Annotated in this window: 14 protein-coding genes and 3 pseudogenes; 9 read left to right on the top strand and 8 right to left on the bottom strand. The window is 70.3% G+C overall.

Translation table 11 applies throughout. From position 1 onward, the window contains the following. Nucleotides 1–43 precede the first annotated feature (43 nt). Nucleotides 44–1,999: a glycoside hydrolase family 127 protein gene (locus AC6RUA_RS12360; protein ID WP_499813307.1), complete on the bottom strand. Its 1,956-nt coding sequence runs from the start codon at nt 1,997–1,999 to the stop codon at nt 44–46. A 97-nt stretch (nt 2,000–2,096) separates the two neighbouring features. Here AC6RUA_RS12360 and AC6RUA_RS12355 point away from each other — a divergent pair, with 97 nt between their 5' ends. After that, a complete protein-coding gene (locus AC6RUA_RS12355) occupies nt 2,097–2,984 on the top strand; it encodes an NAD-dependent epimerase/dehydratase family protein (protein ID WP_499813306.1) in 888 nt (295 codons plus the stop codon). A gap of 99 nt (nt 2,985–3,083) precedes the next feature. On the opposite strand, the gene xacF is transcribed toward AC6RUA_RS12355, so the two are convergent. Next, entirely contained in the window at nt 3,084–4,526 is a 1,443-nt protein-coding gene (gene xacF / locus AC6RUA_RS12350) for a 2,5-dioxovalerate dehydrogenase (protein WP_499813305.1), read from the bottom strand. Between the two features lie 152 nt (nt 4,527–4,678). Between xacF and AC6RUA_RS12345 the strand changes: the two genes are divergently transcribed. Further along, nucleotides 4,679–5,470, top strand: coding sequence for an SDR family NAD(P)-dependent oxidoreductase (locus AC6RUA_RS12345; protein ID WP_499813304.1), 792 nt, complete (start codon nt 4,679–4,681; stop codon nt 5,468–5,470). A gap of 914 nt (nt 5,471–6,384) precedes the next feature. On the opposite strand, the pseudogene AC6RUA_RS12340 reads toward AC6RUA_RS12345, so the two are convergent. The 5 genes and pseudogenes from AC6RUA_RS12340 to gap all read right to left on the bottom strand — a co-directional run bounded on the left by AC6RUA_RS12340 (nt 6,385) and on the right by gap (nt 11,893). Beyond that, nucleotides 6,385–6,863 (bottom strand): annotated as a pseudogene (locus AC6RUA_RS12340) (peroxiredoxin family protein). A gap of 146 nt (nt 6,864–7,009) precedes the next feature. After that, nucleotides 7,010–7,390, bottom strand: coding sequence for a glycine cleavage system protein GcvH (gene gcvH / locus AC6RUA_RS12335; protein ID WP_499813303.1), 381 nt, complete (start codon nt 7,388–7,390; stop codon nt 7,010–7,012). Nucleotides 7,391–7,463: 73 nt separating this feature from the next. Further along, nucleotides 7,464–8,597 (bottom strand): glycine cleavage system aminomethyltransferase GcvT, encoded by a 1,134-nt coding sequence (gcvT, locus tag AC6RUA_RS12330; protein WP_499813302.1) that lies wholly within the window; start codon nt 8,595–8,597, stop codon nt 7,464–7,466. A gap of 69 nt (nt 8,598–8,666) precedes the next feature. Beyond that, nucleotides 8,667–10,691, bottom strand: a complete 2,025-nt coding sequence (locus AC6RUA_RS12325; protein WP_499813301.1) for a S9 family peptidase — start codon at nt 10,689–10,691, stop codon at nt 8,667–8,669. Between the two features lie 152 nt (nt 10,692–10,843). Further along, nucleotides 10,844–11,893, bottom strand: coding sequence for a type I glyceraldehyde-3-phosphate dehydrogenase (gene gap / locus AC6RUA_RS12320; protein ID WP_499813300.1), 1,050 nt, complete (start codon nt 11,891–11,893; stop codon nt 10,844–10,846). A 146-nt stretch (nt 11,894–12,039) separates the two neighbouring features. Here gap and AC6RUA_RS12315 point away from each other — a divergent pair, with 146 nt between their 5' ends. Next, nucleotides 12,040–12,408: an Hsp20/alpha crystallin family protein gene (locus tag AC6RUA_RS12315; protein WP_499813299.1), complete on the top strand. Its 369-nt coding sequence runs from the start codon at nt 12,040–12,042 to the stop codon at nt 12,406–12,408. 61 nt (nt 12,409–12,469) lie between these two features. Here the strand turns inward: AC6RUA_RS12315 and AC6RUA_RS12310 are convergent, their stop codons facing one another. Continuing rightward, nucleotides 12,470–13,381 carry an ATP-grasp domain-containing protein gene (locus tag AC6RUA_RS12310; RefSeq protein WP_499813298.1) on the bottom strand — a complete coding sequence of 304 codons (912 nt, stop codon included), beginning with the start codon at nt 13,379–13,381 and terminating at the stop codon, nt 12,470–12,472. Nucleotides 13,382–13,491: 110 nt separating this feature from the next. Here AC6RUA_RS12310 and AC6RUA_RS12305 point away from each other — a divergent pair, with 110 nt between their 5' ends. The 6 genes and pseudogenes from AC6RUA_RS12305 to AC6RUA_RS12280 all read left to right on the top strand — a co-directional run bounded on the left by AC6RUA_RS12305 (nt 13,492) and on the right by AC6RUA_RS12280 (nt 20,290). Further along, entirely contained in the window at nt 13,492–14,139 is a 648-nt protein-coding gene (locus tag AC6RUA_RS12305) for an HVO_0476 family zinc finger protein (protein WP_499813297.1), read from the top strand. 382 nt (nt 14,140–14,521) lie between these two features. Then, nucleotides 14,522–15,145: pseudogene (locus tag AC6RUA_RS12300) on the top strand (GMC oxidoreductase); the annotation flags it as partial. A gap of 69 nt (nt 15,146–15,214) precedes the next feature. After that, nucleotides 15,215–16,387, top strand: a complete 1,173-nt coding sequence (locus AC6RUA_RS12295) for an alpha-1 4-glucan-protein synthase (RefSeq protein WP_499813296.1) — start codon at nt 15,215–15,217, stop codon at nt 16,385–16,387. Next, a complete protein-coding gene (locus AC6RUA_RS12290; protein ID WP_499813295.1) occupies nt 16,380–17,534 on the top strand; it encodes an extracellular solute-binding protein in 1,155 nt (384 codons plus the stop codon). Before AC6RUA_RS12295 ends, AC6RUA_RS12290 begins: the two co-directional genes overlap by 8 nt. Beyond that, nucleotides 17,534–19,146, top strand: a pseudogene (locus AC6RUA_RS12285) (ABC transporter permease). The gene AC6RUA_RS12290 and the pseudogene AC6RUA_RS12285 overlap by 1 nt, the downstream one beginning before the upstream one ends. Continuing rightward, nucleotides 19,139–20,290, top strand: a complete 1,152-nt coding sequence (locus AC6RUA_RS12280; RefSeq protein WP_499813294.1) for an ABC transporter ATP-binding protein — start codon at nt 19,139–19,141, stop codon at nt 20,288–20,290. Before AC6RUA_RS12285 ends, AC6RUA_RS12280 begins: the two are co-directional and overlap by 8 nt. Nucleotides 20,291–20,428 lie beyond the last annotated feature (138 nt).

Raw genomic sequence — 20,428 nt, 5'->3', positions numbered from 1 at the left:
AGTGCGGAGGTGTGCGTTCGTCCGAGACCTGTCCCCGACCGTGTCACCGCGGCGCCGAGGGAATCCAGACGGTCATGGCACCCGGCTCCCGGTTGTCCCACGCGTAGTACGGGACGGCGACCACGTCGGTCGGGCGCGACTCGACCGCCTCCGTCGACCGGTACAGCGACCCCTCCCACGCGTCGGTGCCGGACGCGACCCCCTCCCCGCGGAGGACGGTGACGCCGTCGAGGAGGTCCGGGTCGTGGTCGGCGCTGAAACTCCCGACGTCGGAGACGGCGATGGTCTCGACCGGGACCGAGTGGTCCGTCCCCTCGAGACAGTAGACCAGCGGCCCGCGCCGGAGCGCGACCCGTCCGGCGTTCTCGCGCACCCGGGGGTGCGCGACCTGCGCGTCGACCGACAGCGGGAACGAGACGCGGACCCGGTCGCCCGCGGCCCACTCGCGGTCGAGACGGAGGTACCCGTCCGCGCGCTCCGGGTCGACCGCGTCGCCGTCGACCCGGACGTCGACCGAGTCGGCCCACTCGGGGACCCGCACGCGGAGTTCGAACGCGACGGGGTCGTCGTGGGTGAACTCGACGGTCGTCTCCCCCTCCCAGGGGAACGCAGTCGACTGCGCGAACGAGACCCGGTCGTCGCCGAGGTCGGTCTCGACGTCGCTCCCGACGAACTGATTGACGTAGAGGGCGCGCTCGGAAGCCGAGCGCGCGTAGATGTGGCGCTCGAGCGAGGCGAGCAGGCGGGCCGCGTTCGGCGGACAACACGCCACGTAGAACCACTCCTTGCGGTGGTGGTCGCCGTCGGTCTCCAGCGGGTTGACGTAGAAGAACTCGTCGCCGTCGATTCCGACCCCCGAGAGGAAGCCGTTGTACAGCGTCCGCTCGACGAGGTCCGGGTGGCGCGAGTCGCCGGTCAACTCGAACAGGCGGCGGTTCCAGAAGACGCTCCCCACCGCCGCACAGGTCTCCGCGTAGGCGGTGTCGTTCGGGAGGTCGTAGTCCTCGGTGAACCCCTCGTGAGCGTGTTCCGAGCCGATACCCCCGGTGACGTACGTCCGCTTCGTCGCCATGTTCGTCCACAGGCGCTCCATCGCCGCGCGCAGGTCGTCGTCCTCGACATCCTGGAGCAGCGACGCGACGGCGGTGTACAGGTACATCGCACGGACGGAGTGGCCCTCGACGGTGTCCTGCTCGCGGACCGGGAGGTGGTCCTGCGCGTAGCTGCCGTCGTACTCCCCACCGCGCACGAAGTGGTCGCGGGCGACGTCGGCGGTCCGCTCGCCGTGGTGGACGAACTCCGCCCCGCCGATGTCGTCGATGTTCGCCAGCTCCTCGGCCAGCGGCGAGGGGTCCCGTCCTCGGCGGTCGATGAAGTACCGCGCGAGGTCGAGGTACCGCCGCTCGTCGGTCGCGCGGGACAGTTCCACGAGCGCGAGTTCGATCTCCTCGTGGCCGGGGACCCCGTCGCGCCCGTCCGGGCCGAACACGTCGTCAATGTGGTCGGCGAACCGCCTGGCGACGGTCAACAACTGCTCGTCTCCCGTGGCGCGGTGGTGCGCGACGGCCGCCTCGACGAGGTGACCCGCGCAGTACAACTCGTGCATCACCGCGAGGTTCGTCCACTTCCGGTCGGGTTCCTCCAGCGTGAAGTAGGTGTGCAGGTAGCCGTCGTCCTCCTGCGCGTCGGCGAGCAGGTCAACGACCTCGTCGACCCGCTCCCGGAGGCCCGGGTCGTCGGACTTCGCCAGCACGTAACTCGCCGCTTCGAGCCACTTGTACGCGTCCGAGTCGACGAACATCGGCCCCTCGAACCCACCCGTCTCCCCGTCGGCGACGCGCCGGAAGTTGTCGAGACAGCCGTTCTCCCGCAACTGCTCGTACTGGTGAGCGATGGTGGTCTCCCGGTTCGTCTCGACGCGCGGCGTCCAGAACTGGTCGTCGAGGTCGACGTCCGAGAGCGGGAGCGACTCGGCCGTCGCCCTGGGTCCGGATGGCATGGACGGACCGACCGCCCGACCACTATTAACAGTCACTGTGCGCGGCCCGCTCGCCGGGAGCGACAGCTATGTCCCTCCGAGAGCGAACCGGGAAACGATGGCCGAAACCATCGTCGTGACCGGCGCGCTGGGCGGTGCGGGAAGTTGGGTCGTCGACCGGCTCAGAGGCGAGTACGACGTCGTCGCCGTCGACCGGGCGCTCCCCGAGACGACGGACGTCGAGGGCGTCGACTTCCGGGCGGTGGACCTGACCGAGCAGGGACCGGTCTGGGAGACGGTGTCGAACGCCGACCCGATGGCGGTCGTCCACTTCGGGAACATCCCTCACGAGGAGGACCACGCCGGCGGGTACGTGTACGAGAACAACACGCGGAGCACCTACCACACGCTCGAAGCGGCGGGACGCGCCGGGGCGCGAGTGGTGTGGGCGTCGAGCGAGACGGTGTACGGCACCCACTGGCCCGACCCGCCGCTCCCCGAGTACCTGCCAGTCGACGAGGAGCATCCGACGGCCCCGTGGAACGGGTACGAGACGTCGAAGCTCGCGGGCGAGACGGCCGCCGAGCGCGTGGCGAACCGGTTCGAGGTGCCGGTCGCCTCGCTGCGTCCCTCCTGGATTCAGTACCCCGGCGAGTACGTCGTCACACCCATCCGGGAGGCGTTCGCGCTCGACGACGCCGCCCGGTTCGGCAACCTCTGGTCGTACGTCGACGTCCGGGACGTCGTCTCGCTGGTCGAACGCGCACTGACGGCCGACTTCGCGGGCCACGAGCGGTTCAACGCGTTCGCGCCCGACAACTTCCTCGGCGTCCCGACGACCGAGGCGGTCGAAGCGGGGTACGGGAGCCTCCCCGACGACTGCGAACTGACGGGAACGGAGTCCGGGTACTCGACGGCGAAGGCCGAGGCGATGCTCGGGTGGACGCCCGAACACTCCTGGGAGACGGCCGAGGACGAGACGGCGGCCGGTCCCGGGTTCGTCTGACGCGACGACACGGGGGTCGCCGCGGCCGGCACTCGCGGGAACGGCGACCAGAGCGAAAGAACGCGAGAGAGTGAAAGGACCGCGGGCCGACGGCCGGATTCAGTAGCCGTCGTAGACGGTCTTCTCGATGGTGTAGAACTCCATCCCGGCGTCGCCCTGCTCGCGCCACGTCTCGGAGGACGACTGCTTGAACCCGCCGAACGGGACGTGGAGTTCCAGCCCCGTCGTCTTCTCGTTCACCTTCGCGACGCCCGCCTCGATCTCGTCGACGAAGCGCTTGGCCTCGGTGTGGCTGTCGGTGACGATGCTGGCCGAGAGCCCGTAGTCGACACCGTTCGCGACCTCCATCGCCTCGTCGAAGTCGCTCACGCGGAGGACGGCGACCACCGGGCCGAACACCTCCTCCTGGGCGATGCGGCTGTCGGACTCGACGTTGGTGAACACCGTCGGCTCGACGAAGTAGCCGTCGCCGAGGCCGTCGGGTTCGCCGCCGCCGGTCGCGAGCGTCGCCCCCTCGGTCTCCGCGACGTCGATGTACTCCAGCGTGCTGTCGAGTTCGTCCTGGCTGACCTGCGGGCCCATCTCGTGGTCGCCGCCGGGACCGATGTCGATGGACTCGGCCGCCGAGACGAGTTCGTCGACGAACTCGTCGTACACGTCGTCGTGGACGACGGCGCGCGAACACGCGGTACACGACTGGCCGGTCGTCCCGAAGCCGCCGGTCGCGACGATCTCGGCCGCCTCGGCCGGGTCTGCCGAGGCCGAGACGATGGTCGGGTTCTTGCCACCGAGTTCGGTCTGGGCGCGCTTCCCCTCGTCGGTCGCCTTGTCGTACACCATCCGGCCGACCTCGCTGCTGCCGGTGAACGACACCGCGTCGACCGCGTCGGCCGTGATGAACGTGTCGGCGACGACGCTCCCCGGGCCGGTGACGACGTTACCGACGCCGTCGGGGAGGCCCGCCTCGTCGAGCGCCTCGAAGATGGCGACGGCGACGCCGGGCGCCATCGACGCCGGGTTGATGACCAGCGTGTTCCCGGTCGCCAGTGCGGGCGCGATCTTCCACGCCGGGATGGCGATGGGGTAGTTCCACGGCGTCACGAGCGCGGCGGTTCCGACCGGCTCTTTCCGGGTGTACAGCGTCTTGTTCGACGCGCTCGGGCTCTTGACCGTCCCGCCGAGGTCGGCCGCCTTGCTCGCGAAGTAGTAGAAGATGTCTATCGCGCGCTGGACCTCGCCGGCCGCCTCGCCGCGTGCCTTCCCTTCCTCGGCGATGAGCAGGTCGGTTATCTCGTCTTTGCGCTCCGCGAGGATGGCGCCCGTCTCGCGGAGGATAGCCCCCCGCTCCGGGCCGGGCGTGTTCGCCCACTCGTCCTGGGCGGCCTCGGCGGCTTCGACCGCCGCCTCCGCGTCGGCCTCGTTCGACTGCTGGTAGCTCGTGACGACCTCCGACGGGTCGGCCGGGTTCTCGACGTCGAACGTCTCTCCGGTCTCGCTCTCCGTCCAGTTCCCGTCGACGTAGTTCTGCTTTGTCTCCGTCATCGGTTGTACTTCTGTGGTTCACCCATACCATTCTTACGGCTTCTCCCGCGAGCGCGACGGGCCCGCGCCTCGGTCATAACGGAGCGCGCCGGCGCGACCGAGCGAGAGCGACGGAGGCAACATCTAAGTCCCCGCTCGGTGTCTCCGTGGGTATGCAGGTCGACCTCTCGGAGCGGACGGCGCTCGTCACCGGCGCCGGCCGCGGAAACGGACGCGCGATGGCGGAACGGCTCGCAGAGAACGGCGCGAACGTCGTCGTCAACGACCTCGACGTTGACCCGGCCGAAGACGTCGTGGACGCCATCGAGTCGGACGGCGGCGACGCCATCGCCGTGGCGGCGGACGTCAGCGACGAGGCGGCGGTCGAGGCGATGGTCGAGCGGGCGACCGAGACGTTCGGGGTGGTCGACGTCCTCGTGAACAACGCCGGCGTCGGCACGGTCGAGGCGTTCGCCGAGAAGCCGGACGACACGCTGTGGGACCTCAACCTCGGTACCCACCTCAAGGGCGCCATCTACTGCACCAAACACGCGATGGACGGCATGGTGGAGCAGGGGTACGGAAAGGTCGTCAACATCACCTCCATCCACACGAAGAACGGCGTCGGCCTGTCGCCGCAGTACGACGTCGGCAAGTACAGCCTGCTCGGTCTCACCAAGACGCTCGCACTTGAACTCGGCCGGGAGGGAATCCGCGTCAACGCCGTCGCGCCGGGGTGGGCGGAGACCCGGCTCACCGAGTCGTTCAGCGAGCGAACCCGCGAGCAGATAACCGACCTCAACCCGCTCGACCGGTTCGCCGAACCCGAGGAGATAGCCGACGCCGTCCTGTTCCTCGCCGCGCCCGAGAGCGACTACGTCAACGGACACGAGTTCCGCGTCGACGGAGGACAACAGCCCATCGACGCGTTCAAGTACGAGTCGGGAATGGCGGACAAGTACTGACGGAGACGCTTTCCGGCGGTGCCGGATTTTCTCGAGTCGACCTCGGCCGGCGATTCCCGGGGTCGTCGCCGCGTTCGTCCGCTCTCTCTCGAGGGTCGGTCGGCCGTTGCGAGCGGAGCGAGCGAGGCGATTCGGCGGCGAAACGAACAGACGGCCGTCGCGGCGTCTCACTCGACGACAGTCGGGTATCGATCGGGCGATGCATCGCGTAGTATCCGCTGTTACCGGAAAAATATCGTTACAAACGTACGTTCGTAACGAATACCGACGTCTCGCCGGGGACAGACCGGTGGCGGGACCTTGACCAAGTCTCATCACTATGGATATTTAATAACCTCCTCTGAATACCTGTTCCCAGTAGTATAGAATTTATGATAGGTACTGGTAGCGGTAGTCTTCCCGACCGAGTCGCGCCGCTGGAAGAGGGACTCGACGTGAGACGCGGATTCGTCGTGTACGTCAGACGCGTCGGACGGCCGCCGAACGTGTGCGCCCACCACTCACGTGACAATCGTTATATAATTTATCTATATAGTACTCTGTTTTCAAATATCGGATTTAGTCGCAGAGTTTATGCTCTCTTTCCGAACGGCTGTTCAGCCGTCACTGGAACCGGCCACCCGTCTCGGGTGGCCGAGACGTATCGGACGGGTCACCGCCAAGTGAGGGGTGTCGACTTCTACCGGTACGCCCGGTAAACGCGGACGACGAGACGTTTCCACGGGTCGGAGTATCGACCCCGAGCGTACTCGGTGTCTGGTTCGGCTTCCGTCCGCTATCACCGGACGAGAGCTTCGCCGCCCGGCGTCGGCCCGGCGCTCTCGTTCGGGCCCCGGGTCGTCGGTCGATGCGGACCCGAGGGGCGGCGGTCCGGGACGGCAGGCCGTTCGACGGTGGCCGAGAGTCGACTCGGGTTACGCGAAGACGTCCTCGAAGTCGTTGCGGACGAAGTAGCGGACCCAGTTACCGTACGTCCGATCGGCCGGGTGTTCGGCCACCTGCTCGTACTGGACGACGCCGTCGGTGTCGACGACGTACGTCGCCGCGATGCCGGTCACGCCGTGACTCGTCTGTTCCGCCCGCTGTACCGTTCGGCGACGTCGCCGTCGGGGTCGGCGAGCAGTTGGACGTCCAGGTCGAACCGGTCGCGCATCTCGACGGGCGAGGCGACGTCGTCGGTGACGACGGGGAGGACGTCCACGTCGTCGTTGAACCAGAGGTCGTAGGCCACTTCGCTGAACGTCTGTAGCTGCTCGGCGCAGAAGCTACACCACGCCCCGCGGTTGACGAGGACGACCGCCGGACCGTCATCGAGCGATTCGGAGAGCGAGACGTCGTCGCCCGCGGTGGTCTCGAGCGCGAAATCCGGTGCATCGGACCCTTCCAGACTCACACCCACGACGAAGGGTACCCCCGTATACGTCCCCGGCGGACTGGCGACGCGGGCGCACCATCGACGGCCGTCCGTGACGCTGTCCGCCCCGACCGTATCCGGTCGCCGTTGCGAGCGGTCAGACGGGTCGAGCGGACGACTCGGACCTACTCGATCTGGTCGCGGTACTCGTCCGGCGAGAGGAGCGCGTCGAACTCTGCGTCGTCGCTCGGGTCGACTTCGAGCATCCAGCCGTCGCCGAACGGGTCGTCGTTCACCAGTTCCGGCCGGTCGAACAGCGCCTCGTTCACGGCGGTCACCTCGCCCGAGACGGGCGCGTACAGGTCCGACACGGCCTTGATGGACTCCACGACGCCGAAGTCCTCGCCGGCGCTCACGGACTCGCCCGCCGCGGGCAGTTCCACGAACACCACGTCGCCCAGTTCGTCCTGTGCGAAGTCCGTGATGCCGACGCGGTGCGGCTCGTCGGTCCGTATCCACTCGTGCGATTCGCGGTAGCGGTTTCCGTCGGGTACGTCGAAGCTCATTCTGATGGTCTCGTTGGTCTCGTAGTCTCGGTGGTGTCTGGGGTGTCTGGGTGGCTGTGTCTGCGGGTCCGAATCAGTCGAACGGTGGCTGGACGACCTTCGCGCGCTTCTCTTGGCCGCGGACGACGACGTTCACGTGCGTCCCCGGGTCGGTGAGCGCCGTCGGGAGGTAGCCGAGCGCGATGGGGCTGTCGAGCGTGGGGCTCATCGTACCGCTCGTGACGCGGCCGACGACGTGGCCGTCCTCGTCGGTCACGTCGTACCCGTGTCGGGGGACCCCCCGGTCGAGCAGTTCCATGCCGACGAACCGCTCTTCGACGCCCGCCTCGTGTTGGGCCGCGAGCGCGTCGCGTCCCACGAACTCGGTGTCGAGTTTCACCGCGAAGCCGATGTCCGCCTCGTACGGCGTTCGGGGTTCTTCCTCCGGGTGGAAGTCCTGCCCCGAGAGGAGGAACCCCTGCTCGATGCGGAGCGTGTCGCGCGCGCCCAGCCCGCACGGCTGGCAGTCGTCCGCGAACGCGTTCCACACCGTCTCGGCGTCGTCCCACGGGGAGAGCACCTCGAACCCGTCCTCGCCGGTGTAGCCCGTTCGGGCCACCCAGCACTCGACGCCCGCCACCTCGGCGAACGACGCCTCGAACTTCGCGAGCGAGAGCAGGTCGGCGTCCGCCGCGGCGTCCACGAGTCCGGGCGCGTCGGGACCCTGCACCGCGAACATCGCCCAGTCCTCGGTGACGTTGCGGACCTCCGCGTCGAGGTCCCACTCGTCGCGGTGACGCACCCACCGCTCGTGCGTCTCGGCGTCGTGGCCCGCGTTCGGGACGAACAGGTACGCCTCCGTGTCGTCGTCGGACGAGCGTTCCGCCGCCGCAACCCCGGACGGGCGGTCGTCGGGGAGGCGGTAGACGACGGTGTCGTCGAACATCACGCCGTCCTCGCGGGTTATCGCGGAGTACTGCGACTCGCCGGGGTCGAGGCGGGTCACGTCGTTGGTGGTGAGCCGCTGCATCAGCGCGGTCGCGTCCGGCCCGACGACCTCGATTTCGCCCATGTGGGACACGTCGAAGACGCCGGCCGCCTCCCGGACGGCCGCGTGTTCGGTCCGGATGGAGTCGAACTCCACGGGCATGTCCCACCCGCCGAACTCGGTGAACTTCGCGCCGCGGTCGGCGTGCGCCGCCCGCAGCGGAGGCTTCCGTAGGGCCATACCCCCGCGTCTGCGGGCCGGAAGTAATGTCTTGTCCTTGCGGCCCCGTCGACCGGGGCCGGCTGCGCGCTACTCGTCGCCCGTCCGCTCGTCGCCGCCGACCGTCCGCTTGCGGTACTCCCCGCGGTCGAGTTCGAGCGGCGCGACCCCGTCGGGCGCGAAGTCGAACACCGTCGCGTAGAAGCCGAGTTCGGCTTCGAGCGCCCGGCGGCGCGACTCGGCGCGCCGGAACCCGTGCCGCTCGCCGGCGAACTCGACGTACGCGTACGGGACTCCCGACTCGACGAGCGCGTTCACCATCCGGTCGGCCTGCGCGGGCGGGACGACCCGGTCCGCCTCGCCCTGCAAGACGAGGAGGGGACTCGAAATCCCGTCCGCGTGGCTCGCGGGCGACCGGGCGTCGTACGCCTCCGCGGCGTCCGGGAGCGGGCCGACCAGCCCGTCGAGGTAGCGCGACTCGAACTTGTGAGTGTGCTCCGCGAGCGCCCGGAGGTCCGCGACGCCGTAGTAGCTCGTCCCGGCCGCGAACGCGTCGTGGAACGCGAGCGCCGCCAGCGCGGCGTACCCGCCGGCGCTCCCGCCGCGGACGGCCAGCCTGTCGGGGTCGGCGTCCCCCCGCTCCGCGAGGAACTCGGCCGCGCGGACGCAGTCGAGCGTGTCGGCGACCCCCCACTCGCCCCGGAGGGCGTCGCGGTACTCCCGACCGTAGCCGGTCGACCCCCGGTAGTTCACGTCGGCCACGCCGATACCTCGGGACGTGAAGTACGCGATTTCGAGGTCCGCGACCGGGAGGCTCTGGCTCGTCGGCCCGCCGTGGACCTTCACGACCAGCGGCGGGCGCTCGTCGTCCGGTCCGTCCACCTCGGGGTTCGTCGGCGGGTAGAACAGCGCGTGCGCCGCTTCGTCGTCCTCCTCGCCGGTGGGGAAGGTGACGTGTTCCGGGTCGGGCAGGTAGGTCTCGTCCACCTCCAGCGACGCCGAGCGACGCACCGGCTGGGGGTCCGAGCCGGGCGTCCACTGCACCACCGCCGCGGGCGTCCGCGGTCCGGCGGCGACGGCGACGACCGTCTCCCCGTCCGAGACGACGCGCGGGTGCGGGAACGCCCCGTAGGGCAGGCCGGCGGACTCCGCCTCGCCGGTCTCGGCGTCGAGCAGGACGAGTTCCTGACTCCCCGCCGCGTTCCGCACGGCGACGACGCGCCCGTCGTCGAGGAGCGCGTACGTGGAGAGACCGAGCGCCCACTGCGGGGTGCCGTACTCGGCGTCCTCCTCGACCAGCACCGCCGGTCCGCCCGGCGGGTCCATCGCGATGCGGTAGAGGTTCCACCAGCCGGTCCGGTCGGACGCCGCGTACAGGTCGCCGTCGGGGCCCCACGACGGGGCGAACACCGACTCCGTCGGTCCGCCCATCACCTGCCGTTCGTCGGTCAGCGAACCGTCCGCTTCGAGCGAGCCGACGTGGAGGTCGGTCCCGTCCCACGGCATCAGCGGGTGGTCCCACGAGAGCCAGGCCAGCGACTCCCCGTCCGGCGAGACGCGCGGGGCGGCGTAGAAGTCGGCGCCCGACGCGACGACGGTGGACGACCCGTCGCCGGTCGCGTCGAGCGGAACCCGGACGAGTTCGTTGACCGCCTCCGCGTCGGTCGCCGCTCCCTCGTGGCGTTCGCGGACGCAGTACACCGCGTCGCCGTCCGGCGCGAACGCCGCGTCGGCGTAGCGCACACCGCGCTCGGTGTCGGGGACGGGCGTCAGCGGCGTCGCCTCCGCGTCGGGGGCGGTGGTGTCGAGACGATAGAGGCGCTGGTCCTCGAACCGACTGTACACCAGCGTTCCGTCCTGGACCGCGAAGTCGCCGCCGCCGTACTCGTGGACGAGCGTCCGCACGTCGACGTCCGCGGGCGTCGCGTCGACCGGATCCCCGTCCGCACCGGGACGACAGACGACGCCGCGACCCCCCTCGTCGGGTCGGCGTTCGAGCCAGTAGGCGACGCCGTCGTCGACGGCCACGGTCCCGAAGTCCACGCCGTCGGACGCGACCATCTCCGCGGAGACCGGCGACGACCACTCGCCGTACGGCCGGTGGTGCTGACTCATGCGAGAGGGTACCGCGAGCCACGGCTTGGCCCTTGGGGCCGGGGAAAGAACCGAAGAACGGGGGAGCGGGAGGACGGGGAGCGAGAACCGGAGAGTCGACGGGTCCGGGACCCGGGACCCGACGAACGACCGCGACCCGTGTTCGCAGTCGTTCAGTGTTCGGCGACGTACGCCGCCATGTCGAGCAGCCGGTTCGAGAAGCCGAACTCGTTGTCGTACCACGTGAGCACCTTCGCGAGGCCGTCCTCGCCGACCGTGTTCGTGGAGTGCAGGTCGACGTACGAGGAGAACGGGAGGCCGACGATGTCGCTCGACACCACCTCGTCGTCCGTGTAGCCGAGCACGCCCGCCAGCGGACCGTCGTCGGCGGCCGCGCGGAACGCGTCGTTGATGGCGGCCGCGTCGGGCGACGACTCGAGGTCGACGACGAGTTCGGTGATGGAGCCGTTCGGCACCGGCACGCGCATCGCCATCCCGTCGAGTTTGCCCTCCAGTTGCGGGAGTATCCGCGTCGCCGCCTGCGCCGCGCCCGTGGAGGTGGGGACGATGTTCTCGGCCGCCGCGCGTCCGCGGCGGGTCTTCCCCTTCGGGCCGTCGACGAGGTTCTGACTCCCGGTGTACGCGTGGACGGTCATGAGCAGACCGTGGGCGATGCCGAACTCCTCGTCGAGCACCTTCGCGACGGGCGTCACCGAGTTGGTGGTACACGAGGCGTTCGACACCACGTCCTCGCCGTCGTACTCGTGGTGGTTCACGCCGTACACCAGCTGCTTGACGTGGTCCTCGCCCTTCGGCGGCGCGGAGATGACGACGGTGTCGGCACCGGCGTCGAGGTGACGCTCGGCGTCCTCGCGCGTGCGGAACACGCCGGTACACTCGAGCGCCACGTCCGCCCCGAGTTCTCCCCACGGCAGGTCCGCCGGGTCCTGCACGTCGAAGGTGGGTACCGCCGAGTCGCCGACCGCCAGTTCGCCCGTCTCGGCGTCGTACTCGACGCCGTCTAGCCGCCCCATCACGGTGTCGTAGGCGGCGAGGTAGCGCATGTCCTCGCCGTCCATCACGTCGTTGATGCCGACGAGTTCGACCCGCGGGTCGTCCAGCACCGCGCGGAACACGTTACGCCCGATGCGACCGAACCCGTTCAGTCCCACCCGTACCGGTTCCTCCACGTCCGTTCCCGCGGAGAGCGACGATTTACTCATATCCGAATTCGGAGCGCGTGTGGACTTAACTTCCTCGGGTCTCCGCTCGGGCGTTCCCGGCCGAGACGGTGCGAGAACGCTCGGGCGTGTGCCACGGGATGCCGGGGGGAGAAGGCTTATCCACTCAAGAGGGGTACAACGGGTGTATGCGGGACGAGCGCAACGACCCGTTCGGCGACATCTTCGACGAGATAGAGCGGATGATGAACGAGATGACCGGGACCCCGGGCGGCGACGCCGGGTTCGCCTCGGAGACGCACGTCTCCGTCGTCGAGGAGGACGACGTCGTGCGCGTCGTCGCGGACCTCCCCGGCGTGGAGAAGGACGGCATCGACCTGAAGTGCGACGGGACGACCCTCACCATCTCCGTGGTCGGCACGAATCGACAGTACGACGAGCGGGTCCGCCTCCCCGCGCGCGTCGACGAGCACTCGGCGGCGGCGTCGTTCAACAACGGCATCCTCGAGGTCACGCTCGACGCGCTCGAACCCTCGGCCGGCATCGACGTAGAGTAGGAGGGGCGACGGGGGCGGTCCGACCGGGTCCTCGCGGCGGGACGAGCCGTCGGCCCCGCGGTCACTCTCCCGTCGCTCGTCGCCCCGCGGTCCGCCGCACGAGCGCGGCCACGTCGTCGAAGAATCCGGTCTCGTACTTCTCCGCGGCGTCGACCGTCGGCCGGGCGTTCGTCTCCGAGACGACGAGCCGTCCGTCCGACTCCAGCAGGTCCACCCCCAGCAGCGGCGCGTCCAGCACCGTCGCGACGCGTTCGGCCGTCTCGCGGGCCGCACGCGAGAGGTCGACGCCCTCGGCGACCGCGCCGCGGTGGACGTTGTGTTTCCACCGGCCGGCCGCGCGGTCCCGGTCGGGGAGGCGGCGTTCGACCGCGCCCGCGTACGCTCCGTCGAGCACCATGGCGCGGTAGTCGCGCGCGTCGGAGAGGAACTCCTGGAGCAGGTACGACTTGTCGCCGGTCGCGCGGTAGTCGTGGACCAAGTCGAGGTAGTCGGTCACGCCGAGCAGCGAGTCGGGGTCCGCGACCGTGGCGATGCCGACCCCGCGGGTCGCCGAGTTGGGTTTCACCACGAGCGGGTAGCCCACCCGCTCGGCCGCCGCCAGCACGTCGGTCTCGTCGGCCGGGTTCGACACCATGGTGGTCTCGGGAACCGGCACGCCCGCGTCGGCGAGGCGCGCGATGACGCCGGCCTTGTTCCGCGAGGCGAGCACCACCTCGCGCCCGTTCACCCACGGCACGCCGAGGCGGGCGTCGAGCACCGCCCCCTCCATCAGCCGCGACGGGTACACCCAGCCCACGTCCACGTCCGGGAGACCCGGGTCGCCGGCGCCGTCCGTGAGCGGGTGGACCCGCTCGTCGGGCTGGACGTACTCGACGGCGATGCCGCGGGCGGCCAGCGGGTCGCGCAGGCGGTCGAACGTCTCGGCGTCGGTGGTGAGCGCGAGTCGGAGGTCGGGGTCGTCTCGGTCGGTCACGGCGTCGTCGTTCCGGTGGGGGCCCCTCGATATAATCTCCGGGGACGGCTCGTTCGTCGCCCGGAGCGACGGAAGCGCGGGTTTTTACCGCGCGAGGCGGTACGCCGCGTATGAGCGAGAGCGAACCGGGACAGGTTCCCCTCGACTGTCCGGCGTGCGACGACCGGACGGTCCACGAGGTGTTGAAGCCGGGGGGACACGCCACCGTCCGGTGTACGGCGTGCGGACACACCCACAAGGTGGAGATAGCGAAGTCGAAGACCGTCGACGTCGACGTGGTCGTCTCGCAGGACGGCGAGTCGTACCCCGCGACGCTGGCCGCCGACCCCGAGGAGGCGGTCGAGACCGGCGACGAGTTCATCGTGGAGACGCCGGAGGCCATCCAGCAGGTGCGCGTCACCGCCGTCGAGTTGGACGGCGACCGCCGCGTCGAGGAGGCACCGATGGAGGAGGCGGCGACGGTCTGGACGCGCGTCGTCGACAACGTCGGGGTCAACGTCACCGTCCACCCGAACGACGGCCGGCGCGACCAGACCCGGAGCCTCAAGGTGTACGTCCCCGGCGAGTTCGAGTTCACCGTCGGCGACGTCGAGTCGTTCGGCGACGACGAGTTCGAGATAGAGAGCGTACAGGTGCGCGACGACGCCGAGGGGTACCGCCGCGAGAAGTTCGACCACGAGGGCGACATCGTGTTCGCGAAGGACGTCAAGCGGGTGTACGCCCGCGACCAGACGACGACCGCCTGGTCGGCGTGGTGACTGAGGCACGCCCACGCGGCTGCTCGCGCCGTCGCCGGGGCACGACGCTCTCGTTTAGGTTAGCCTAATCGGCGTCCACGCACGGAACCCGGTCGTCGCGACGTCCTCGCCGCGCTCTCGGCCGCCGGGGTGGGGTCGCCGGCTGGTCCGGGCTCCGGTCGGAGGAGGGTACACCGGTCGACGAACACGACGTCGAGACGCGGTGTCGCTCGCGGCGGTGGTCTCTCCGTCGGACGTCGACGAGGTGGAGTCGTTCGTCCGGGAGTACTCCGCGGAGCGCGTCCGCGACGACGCGGCGTACGGTCGGGGCGTCGCGTAGGCGGTGGCGACGCTCGACGACTACGTGAGCGAGTGGTACGACGGCGCGTTCGCGTCGCTGACCGAGTCGGATCGGACGGACGTACTCGACCACACGACCGTCGACAGGGCCGACCCGGACCCGGAGGGGGTCGCCAGCGAGCGGGTCCGCTACTACCTCGTGAACGAACTGCTGTACGCCTTCTACACGACGCCGACGGGCGCGGAGCACAGACAGACCGCCCGGGAGTTCGTCGTCGCGGCCGGCGGCGTCGAGACGCCGCGCCTGCTGTTGCTCTCGAAGTCGGAGCGGTACCCCGACGGCCTCGCCAACTCCTCGGGGCTCGTCGGTCGGTACTTCACGGAGTACCTGTTCGCGGACGTCGGCGGGAGCCTCGACGACCGGACCCGCGCGACCGTCCGACGGGCGAACGAGATACAGCGGTCCATCCTGCGGGAGATGGGCGCGGATATCGACTGGACCGTCGGCCCCGACAACACGGGACCGGCGTTCCACCACACGGGGACGACCCGCATGGGGACCGACCCGGACGAGAGCGTCCTCGACCCGCACCTCCGCACGCACGACCTGTCGAACCTCTCGGTCGCCGGGAGTTCGGCGTTCGTCACGGGCGGTGCGATGAGCCCGACGCTCACCGTCGCGGCGCTCGCGCTGAAGGCGGCCGACCACGTCGCCGAGCGGCTCTGAGTCCGCCGGCTTAGGTCGGCCGAAAGACCGACACTCTTTAGGTGTGCCTAAACAGACACCGGACAACGAATGAGCGCGAGCGCCGGTCAGGACATCTGCGTCGTCGTCCCGACGGTCAGGGAGTACGAGTGCGTGCGAGAGTACGTCGAGAACGCCCGCCAACACGGATTCGACACCGACCGACTGTTCGTCGTCCTCGTGACCGAGGACTTCTGTGACACCGCGGCGATGGAGGCGATGCTCGACGAGGAGGGCGTCGCCGGCGCGGCGTTCGACGCGAGCGCGCGCGAGACGTGGTTCGTCGAGCAGGGGGTGGCGGCGTACGACCACCTCGTCCCGGCCGCCAGCCACGCGCAGACGTCGTTCGGCCTGCTGTACCTCTGGGCGAACGACCGGTTCGAGTACGGCGTCTTCCTCGACGACGACACGCGACCCCGTCCGGACACCGACTTCTTCGGCACCCACCTGTCGAACCTCGCGTACGAGGGCCCCGTCGAGACGGTCCGGACCGACGAGTCGTGGGTGAACGTGCTCTACCAGAGCGACGCCGACCTCTACCCCCGCGGCTACCCGTACGCGGCGATGGACGAGGCGGTGGAGACGACGACGGAACACGTCGACTCCGTCGTCGCCTCCCAGGGACTCTGGACGAACGTGCCCGACCTGGACGCCGTCCGCATCCTGATGGACGGCGACCTGCGGGGGCAGGCGCGGACGAGGACCGACGCGGACGACTTCGACCGGGACTTCGTCGCCGCCGAGGGGCAGTACCTCACCGTCTGCTCGATGAACCTCGCGTTCCGCCGCGAAGTCGTCCCGGCGTTCTACCAGTTGCCGATGGACGACAACGAGTGGGGCGTCGGGCGGTTCGACGACATCTGGTCGGGGGTGTTCCTCAAGCGCGCCTGCGACGTCCTCGGCGCGCAGGTGTACAACGGCGCGCCGCTGTGCCGGCACGACAAGGTGGCCCGGTCGACGTTCGACGACCTGACCGACGAGGTGGCGGGGCTGGAACTCAACGAACACCTCTGGACCGTCGTCGACGACGCGGCGGCGGACGCCGACTCGTTCCGGGAGGCGTTCGCGGGGATGGCCGACGCGCTCGCGGACGGCGAGTTCGACGAGTGGACCAACGGGGCGTTCCTCAACCACTGCGGCGAGTACATGCGCGACTGGCTCGACTGTCTCGACGCCATCGACGCCGACGCCCCGAGCGCCGAGGCGGTGGTCGCCGATGACTGAGCGGACGGCCGACCGCCGGCGCTTCCTCGCGTCCGTCGGGGCCGTCGGCGTCGGCGGGCTGGCCGGCTGTACCACGCCGTTCGGTGCCGGCGACCCGACCGGCGAGAACGGCGGCACCGAGTCGACCGCCGGCTTCACCGAGTTCCGCGGCTCCGGGCCGCTCGCGGAGGGGCGCGGCGAACTCTCCGGCACCCGCATCGCCGATCTCCCCGACCTCTCCGGGGAACTCGTCATCTACCTCGGCGGCGGCGAGGGCGGCCTCTACCGCGACCTCTTGACCCGCCTGCAGGAGATATACCCCGAGTTCACGGCCACGCCGCGCGAGTCGGGGACCGCCGACGCCGCGAACACCATCATCAGCGAGGGGGAGGCGACGCCCGCGGACGTGTTCTGGTCGGTCGACGCCGGGTCGCTCGCGGCCGTCGCGGACGCGGGGCTGACCGCGTCGCTCCCGGGCGAGGTGGTCGACCCCGTCCCGGAGGAGTTTCACCCGGACGACGACTGGGTCGGCACCGCCGGCCGCGCCCGCGCCGTCCCGTACAACACGTCGGCGCTCGCGGACGAGGACGTCCCCGACAGCGTGATGGCGTTCCCCGAGCAGTCCGCGCTCGCGGGAGCGATGGGCTGGGCGCCGACGTACGGCGCGTTCCAGGCGTTCGTCACGGCGATGCGGCTCATCGAGGGCGAGGACGCCACGAGGGAGTGGCTGCGGGGGATGCTCGAGGCGGGCGTGAGCGAGTACAACAACGAGTTCCTCGTCTCGAACGCGGTGGCCGACGGCGAACTCGACGCCGGGTTCGCGAACCACTACTACGCGCTCCGCGTGCGGGCCTCCCGCCCGGACGCCCCGCTCGACCTGGCGTTCACGAGCGGCGACGCGGGCGCGCTCATCAACGTCGCCGGCGCGGCGGTGCTCGCCCCGAGCGAGAACGGGGACCTCGCGAACACGTTCGTCCGCCACCTGCTGTCGGCGGAGGCGCAGGAGTTCTTCGCGACCCGGACGTACGCGTACCCGATGATTCCGGGCGTCCCGCCGGTCGGCGGACTCCCGACCATCGACGAGTTGAACCCGCCGGACGTCGACCTAGCAGAACTGTCGAACCTCCAGCCGACGCTCGAACTCATGCGCGAGGTGGGCGTCCTCTGATGTCCGTCCCCGACGGCGCGGAGGGAGTGCGGGCGGCGCTCGGGGGGGACGAGACGGACGCCGCGGTGGTCGTCCTCGCGGGCGCAGTGGCGGCCGCCGTGCTCTCGCCGCTCGCGTGGCTGCTGTTGAGCGCCGCGGAGGTCGCCCCCGCGGCGGCGCTGTCGCTGCTCGTCTCCCCGACGGCGACCGAGGTGCTGGCGAACAGCCTCGTGCTCGTCGGCGTCGTCACGCTCGCGTCCGTCCTGCTCGGCGTCCCGCTCGCGGTGTTGACCGTCCAGACGGACCTGCCGTTCCGCCGGCTGTGGACCGTCCTCATCGCGCTCCCGCTGGTCGTCCCAAGCTACATCGGTGCGTTCGCGTACGTCTCCGCGTTCGGTCCGAACGGCGAACTCGCGGACCTGCTCACCCCGCTCGGGGTGAGCGTGCCGACGGTGTACGGGCTGCCGGGCACCGCGCTCGTGTTGACGCTGTTCGTCTACCCGTACGTGTTCCTCACGACGCGCGCCTCGCTGCTGTCGTTCGACCAGAACCAACTGGAGGCCGCGCGGACGCTGAACCACGGCTACCGCGCCGCGTTCCGCCGGGTCATCCTCCCCCAGGTCGCCTCCGGCGTCACCGCGGGCGCGCTCCTGGTCGCGCTGTACACGCTCTCGGACTTCGGGACGCCCGCGATCATGCGGTTCGACGTGTTCACGCGGGTCATCTACGTCGAACTCAACAGCTTCGGCATCGGGCGCGCGAACGCGACCCTCCTCTCGCTCCAGCTACTCGCGGTGACGGCGGTGATACTCGCGCTCGAATCGCGGGTCGGCGGCGACGAGGCGGCCGGCTACGGCACGCCCGCCTCCGCGACGCCGGTGCTCTCGCTGGGTCGGTTCCGCTGGGCTGCGATGGCCCTGCCGGCGCTCGTGACGACGTTCACGCTCGCACTCCCCGTCGGCGTGCTCGCGATGTGGCTGGTGCGCTCGGGACCGGGGTACGCCGGCGGCGGGCTGGCGTTCCGCCCCGAGTTCGCGTTCAACTCGGTGTACGTCGCCGCGCTCGCGGCGGGCGCGACGGTGCTGTTCGCGCTCCCGGTGGCGTACTACGCCGGTCGCTCGCGGTCGGTGTTCGCCCGCCTCGCCGAGCGGGCGACGTACCTGGGCTACGCGATGCCGGGTGTGGTGCTCGGGCTCGCGCTCGTCTTCTTCGGCATCCGGTACGCGCCGGCGCTGTACCAGACGCTCCCGCTGCTCGTGTTCGCGTACGTCGTCCGGTTCCTCCCGCAGGCGGTCGGCTCCACCCGCTCGTCCGTCCTCGGGGTCGACCGGGAACTCCTCGGCGCCGCCCGCGTGCTCGGCGCGCCCCGCGGCGGGCGTTCCGCCGGGTGACGCTGCCGCTCATCGCGCCGGGACTGGTCGCGGGCGCCGCGCTGGTGTTCCTGACGACGATGAAGGAACTCGACACGACGCTCATCCTCCATCCGACAGGGTTTACAACCCTAGTTACCTACATCTGGCGAGTCCAGGAGGCCGGCTACTACGGCCGGGCGGCGCTACCGGCGCTCGTGCTGGTGGTCGTCTCGGGGCTGTCGATGGTCCCCCTCCTGCGCCAGGAGCGTGACGATGCGTAACGAACCAAGAGCCGAGGAGACGGCGAGTACCGCGGCGGCGGGCCCCACCCCCCGCCCGCCGGCCGACGAGTCGGACGGGACGACCGAGTCCGTCCTCGAACTGGCGGGCGTCCGGAAGACGTACAGCTCCGAGACGGCGGTCTCGGGAGTCGACCTCAGCGTCAGGCGGGGCGAACTGCTCACGCTGCTCGGCCCGTCGGGCTGCGGGAAGACGACGACGCTCCGGATGGTAGCGGGGCTGGAGGCGCCCACCGAGGGGACGGTCACCGTCGGCGACGACGTGGTCGCCGGCGACGGGACCGTCGTCCCGCCCGAGGAGCGCGACGTGGGGATGGTGTTCCAGGAGTTCGCGCTGTTCCCCCACCTCACCGTCGCGGAGAACGTCGCGTTCGGGCTGGACGACCTCGACGGCGAGGCGGCCGACGAGCGTGTCGGGGACCTGCTCGACCTGGTCGGCCTCGCCGAGTACGGCGACCGCTCGCCGGGCGACCTCTCGGGCGGCCAGCGCCAGCGGGTCGCGCTCGCACGCTCGCTCGCGCCCGAACCTGACGTGCTGCTGCTCGACGAACCGTTCTCGAACCTCGACGTCCGCCTGCGCGTGGAGATGCGCGAGGAGGTCCGCCGCATCCTGACGGAGGCGGGCGTCACCGCCGTCTCGGTCACGCACGACCAGGAGGAGGCGCTCTCCATCTCCGACCGCGTCGCCGTCATGAACGACGGGCGAATCGAGCAGGTGGGCGCGCCCGGCGAGGTGTTCGAACACCCCGAGTCGCGGTTCGTCGCCTCCTTCCTCGGGCAGGCGGGATTCCTGCCCGCGCGGGTGCGCCAGTCGAGCATCGAGACGCCCATCGGGTCGTACGACCGCGACCTGCTGAAGGGACTCACCGACGAGTACGTCGGCGCGACCGTCGACGTGCTCGTGCGACCCGACGACCTCAGGGCGACGCCGGCGGCCGAGGCCAACGCCGACGGCCGCGTCACCCGCCGGCAGTACACCGGTCCGTCGTTCGTCTACCACGTCGAACTCACAGACGGCAGCGTCGTCCGCTGCCTCCACAACCACGCGGAGAACTTCTCGGTCGGCGACCCCGTCGGGGTCCGACTCGTCGCTGACCACACGCTCGCGTGGTACCCGAGCCGGTAGATGCGCGCGCCGCGCCGACTCCGAGGCGACCGCTGGCGGGCGGCGACGCTCGCGCTCGCGGCGCTCGCGGGCGTCGTCGCGTTCCTCGTCTCGACGGAGGTCTTCCCGTACCGCTCGCTCAACCACGACGAGGCGGTG

It is taken from the genome of Halorarum sp. SLYT50, from assembly GCF_059821265.1.
The sequence above is the reverse complement of the archived record's forward strand: the minus strand, read 5'-3'. Positions and strand labels throughout refer to the sequence as shown.

What these genes read in the sequence shown, in the direction of transcription:
- gap (WP_499813300.1), bottom strand. Translation starts at nt 11,893, where the DNA reads ATGAGTAAATCGTCGCTCTCCGCGGGAACGGACGTGGAGGAACCGGTA.
- AC6RUA_RS12290 (WP_499813295.1), top strand. Translation starts at nt 16,380, where the DNA reads ATGACTGAGCGGACGGCCGACCGCCGGCGCTTCCTCGCGTCCGTCGGG.
- AC6RUA_RS12295 (WP_499813296.1), top strand. Translation starts at nt 15,215, where the DNA reads ATGAGCGCGAGCGCCGGTCAGGACATCTGCGTCGTCGTCCCGACGGTC.
- AC6RUA_RS12355 (WP_499813306.1), top strand. Translation starts at nt 2,097, where the DNA reads ATGGCCGAAACCATCGTCGTGACCGGCGCGCTGGGCGGTGCGGGAAGT.
- AC6RUA_RS12315 (WP_499813299.1), top strand. Translation starts at nt 12,040, where the DNA reads ATGCGGGACGAGCGCAACGACCCGTTCGGCGACATCTTCGACGAGATA.
- AC6RUA_RS12325 (WP_499813301.1), bottom strand. Translation starts at nt 10,691, where the DNA reads ATGAGTCAGCACCACCGGCCGTACGGCGAGTGGTCGTCGCCGGTCTCC.
- AC6RUA_RS12360 (WP_499813307.1), bottom strand. Translation starts at nt 1,999, where the DNA reads ATGCCATCCGGACCCAGGGCGACGGCCGAGTCGCTCCCGCTCTCGGAC.
- AC6RUA_RS12280 (WP_499813294.1), top strand. Translation starts at nt 19,139, where the DNA reads ATGCGTAACGAACCAAGAGCCGAGGAGACGGCGAGTACCGCGGCGGCG.
- gcvT (WP_499813302.1), bottom strand. Translation starts at nt 8,597, where the DNA reads ATGGCCCTACGGAAGCCTCCGCTGCGGGCGGCGCACGCCGACCGCGGC.
- xacF (WP_499813305.1), bottom strand. Translation starts at nt 4,526, where the DNA reads ATGACGGAGACAAAGCAGAACTACGTCGACGGGAACTGGACGGAGAGC.
- AC6RUA_RS12305 (WP_499813297.1), top strand. Translation starts at nt 13,492, where the DNA reads ATGAGCGAGAGCGAACCGGGACAGGTTCCCCTCGACTGTCCGGCGTGC.
- AC6RUA_RS12345 (WP_499813304.1), top strand. Translation starts at nt 4,679, where the DNA reads ATGCAGGTCGACCTCTCGGAGCGGACGGCGCTCGTCACCGGCGCCGGC.
- gcvH (WP_499813303.1), bottom strand. Translation starts at nt 7,390, where the DNA reads ATGAGCTTCGACGTACCCGACGGAAACCGCTACCGCGAATCGCACGAG.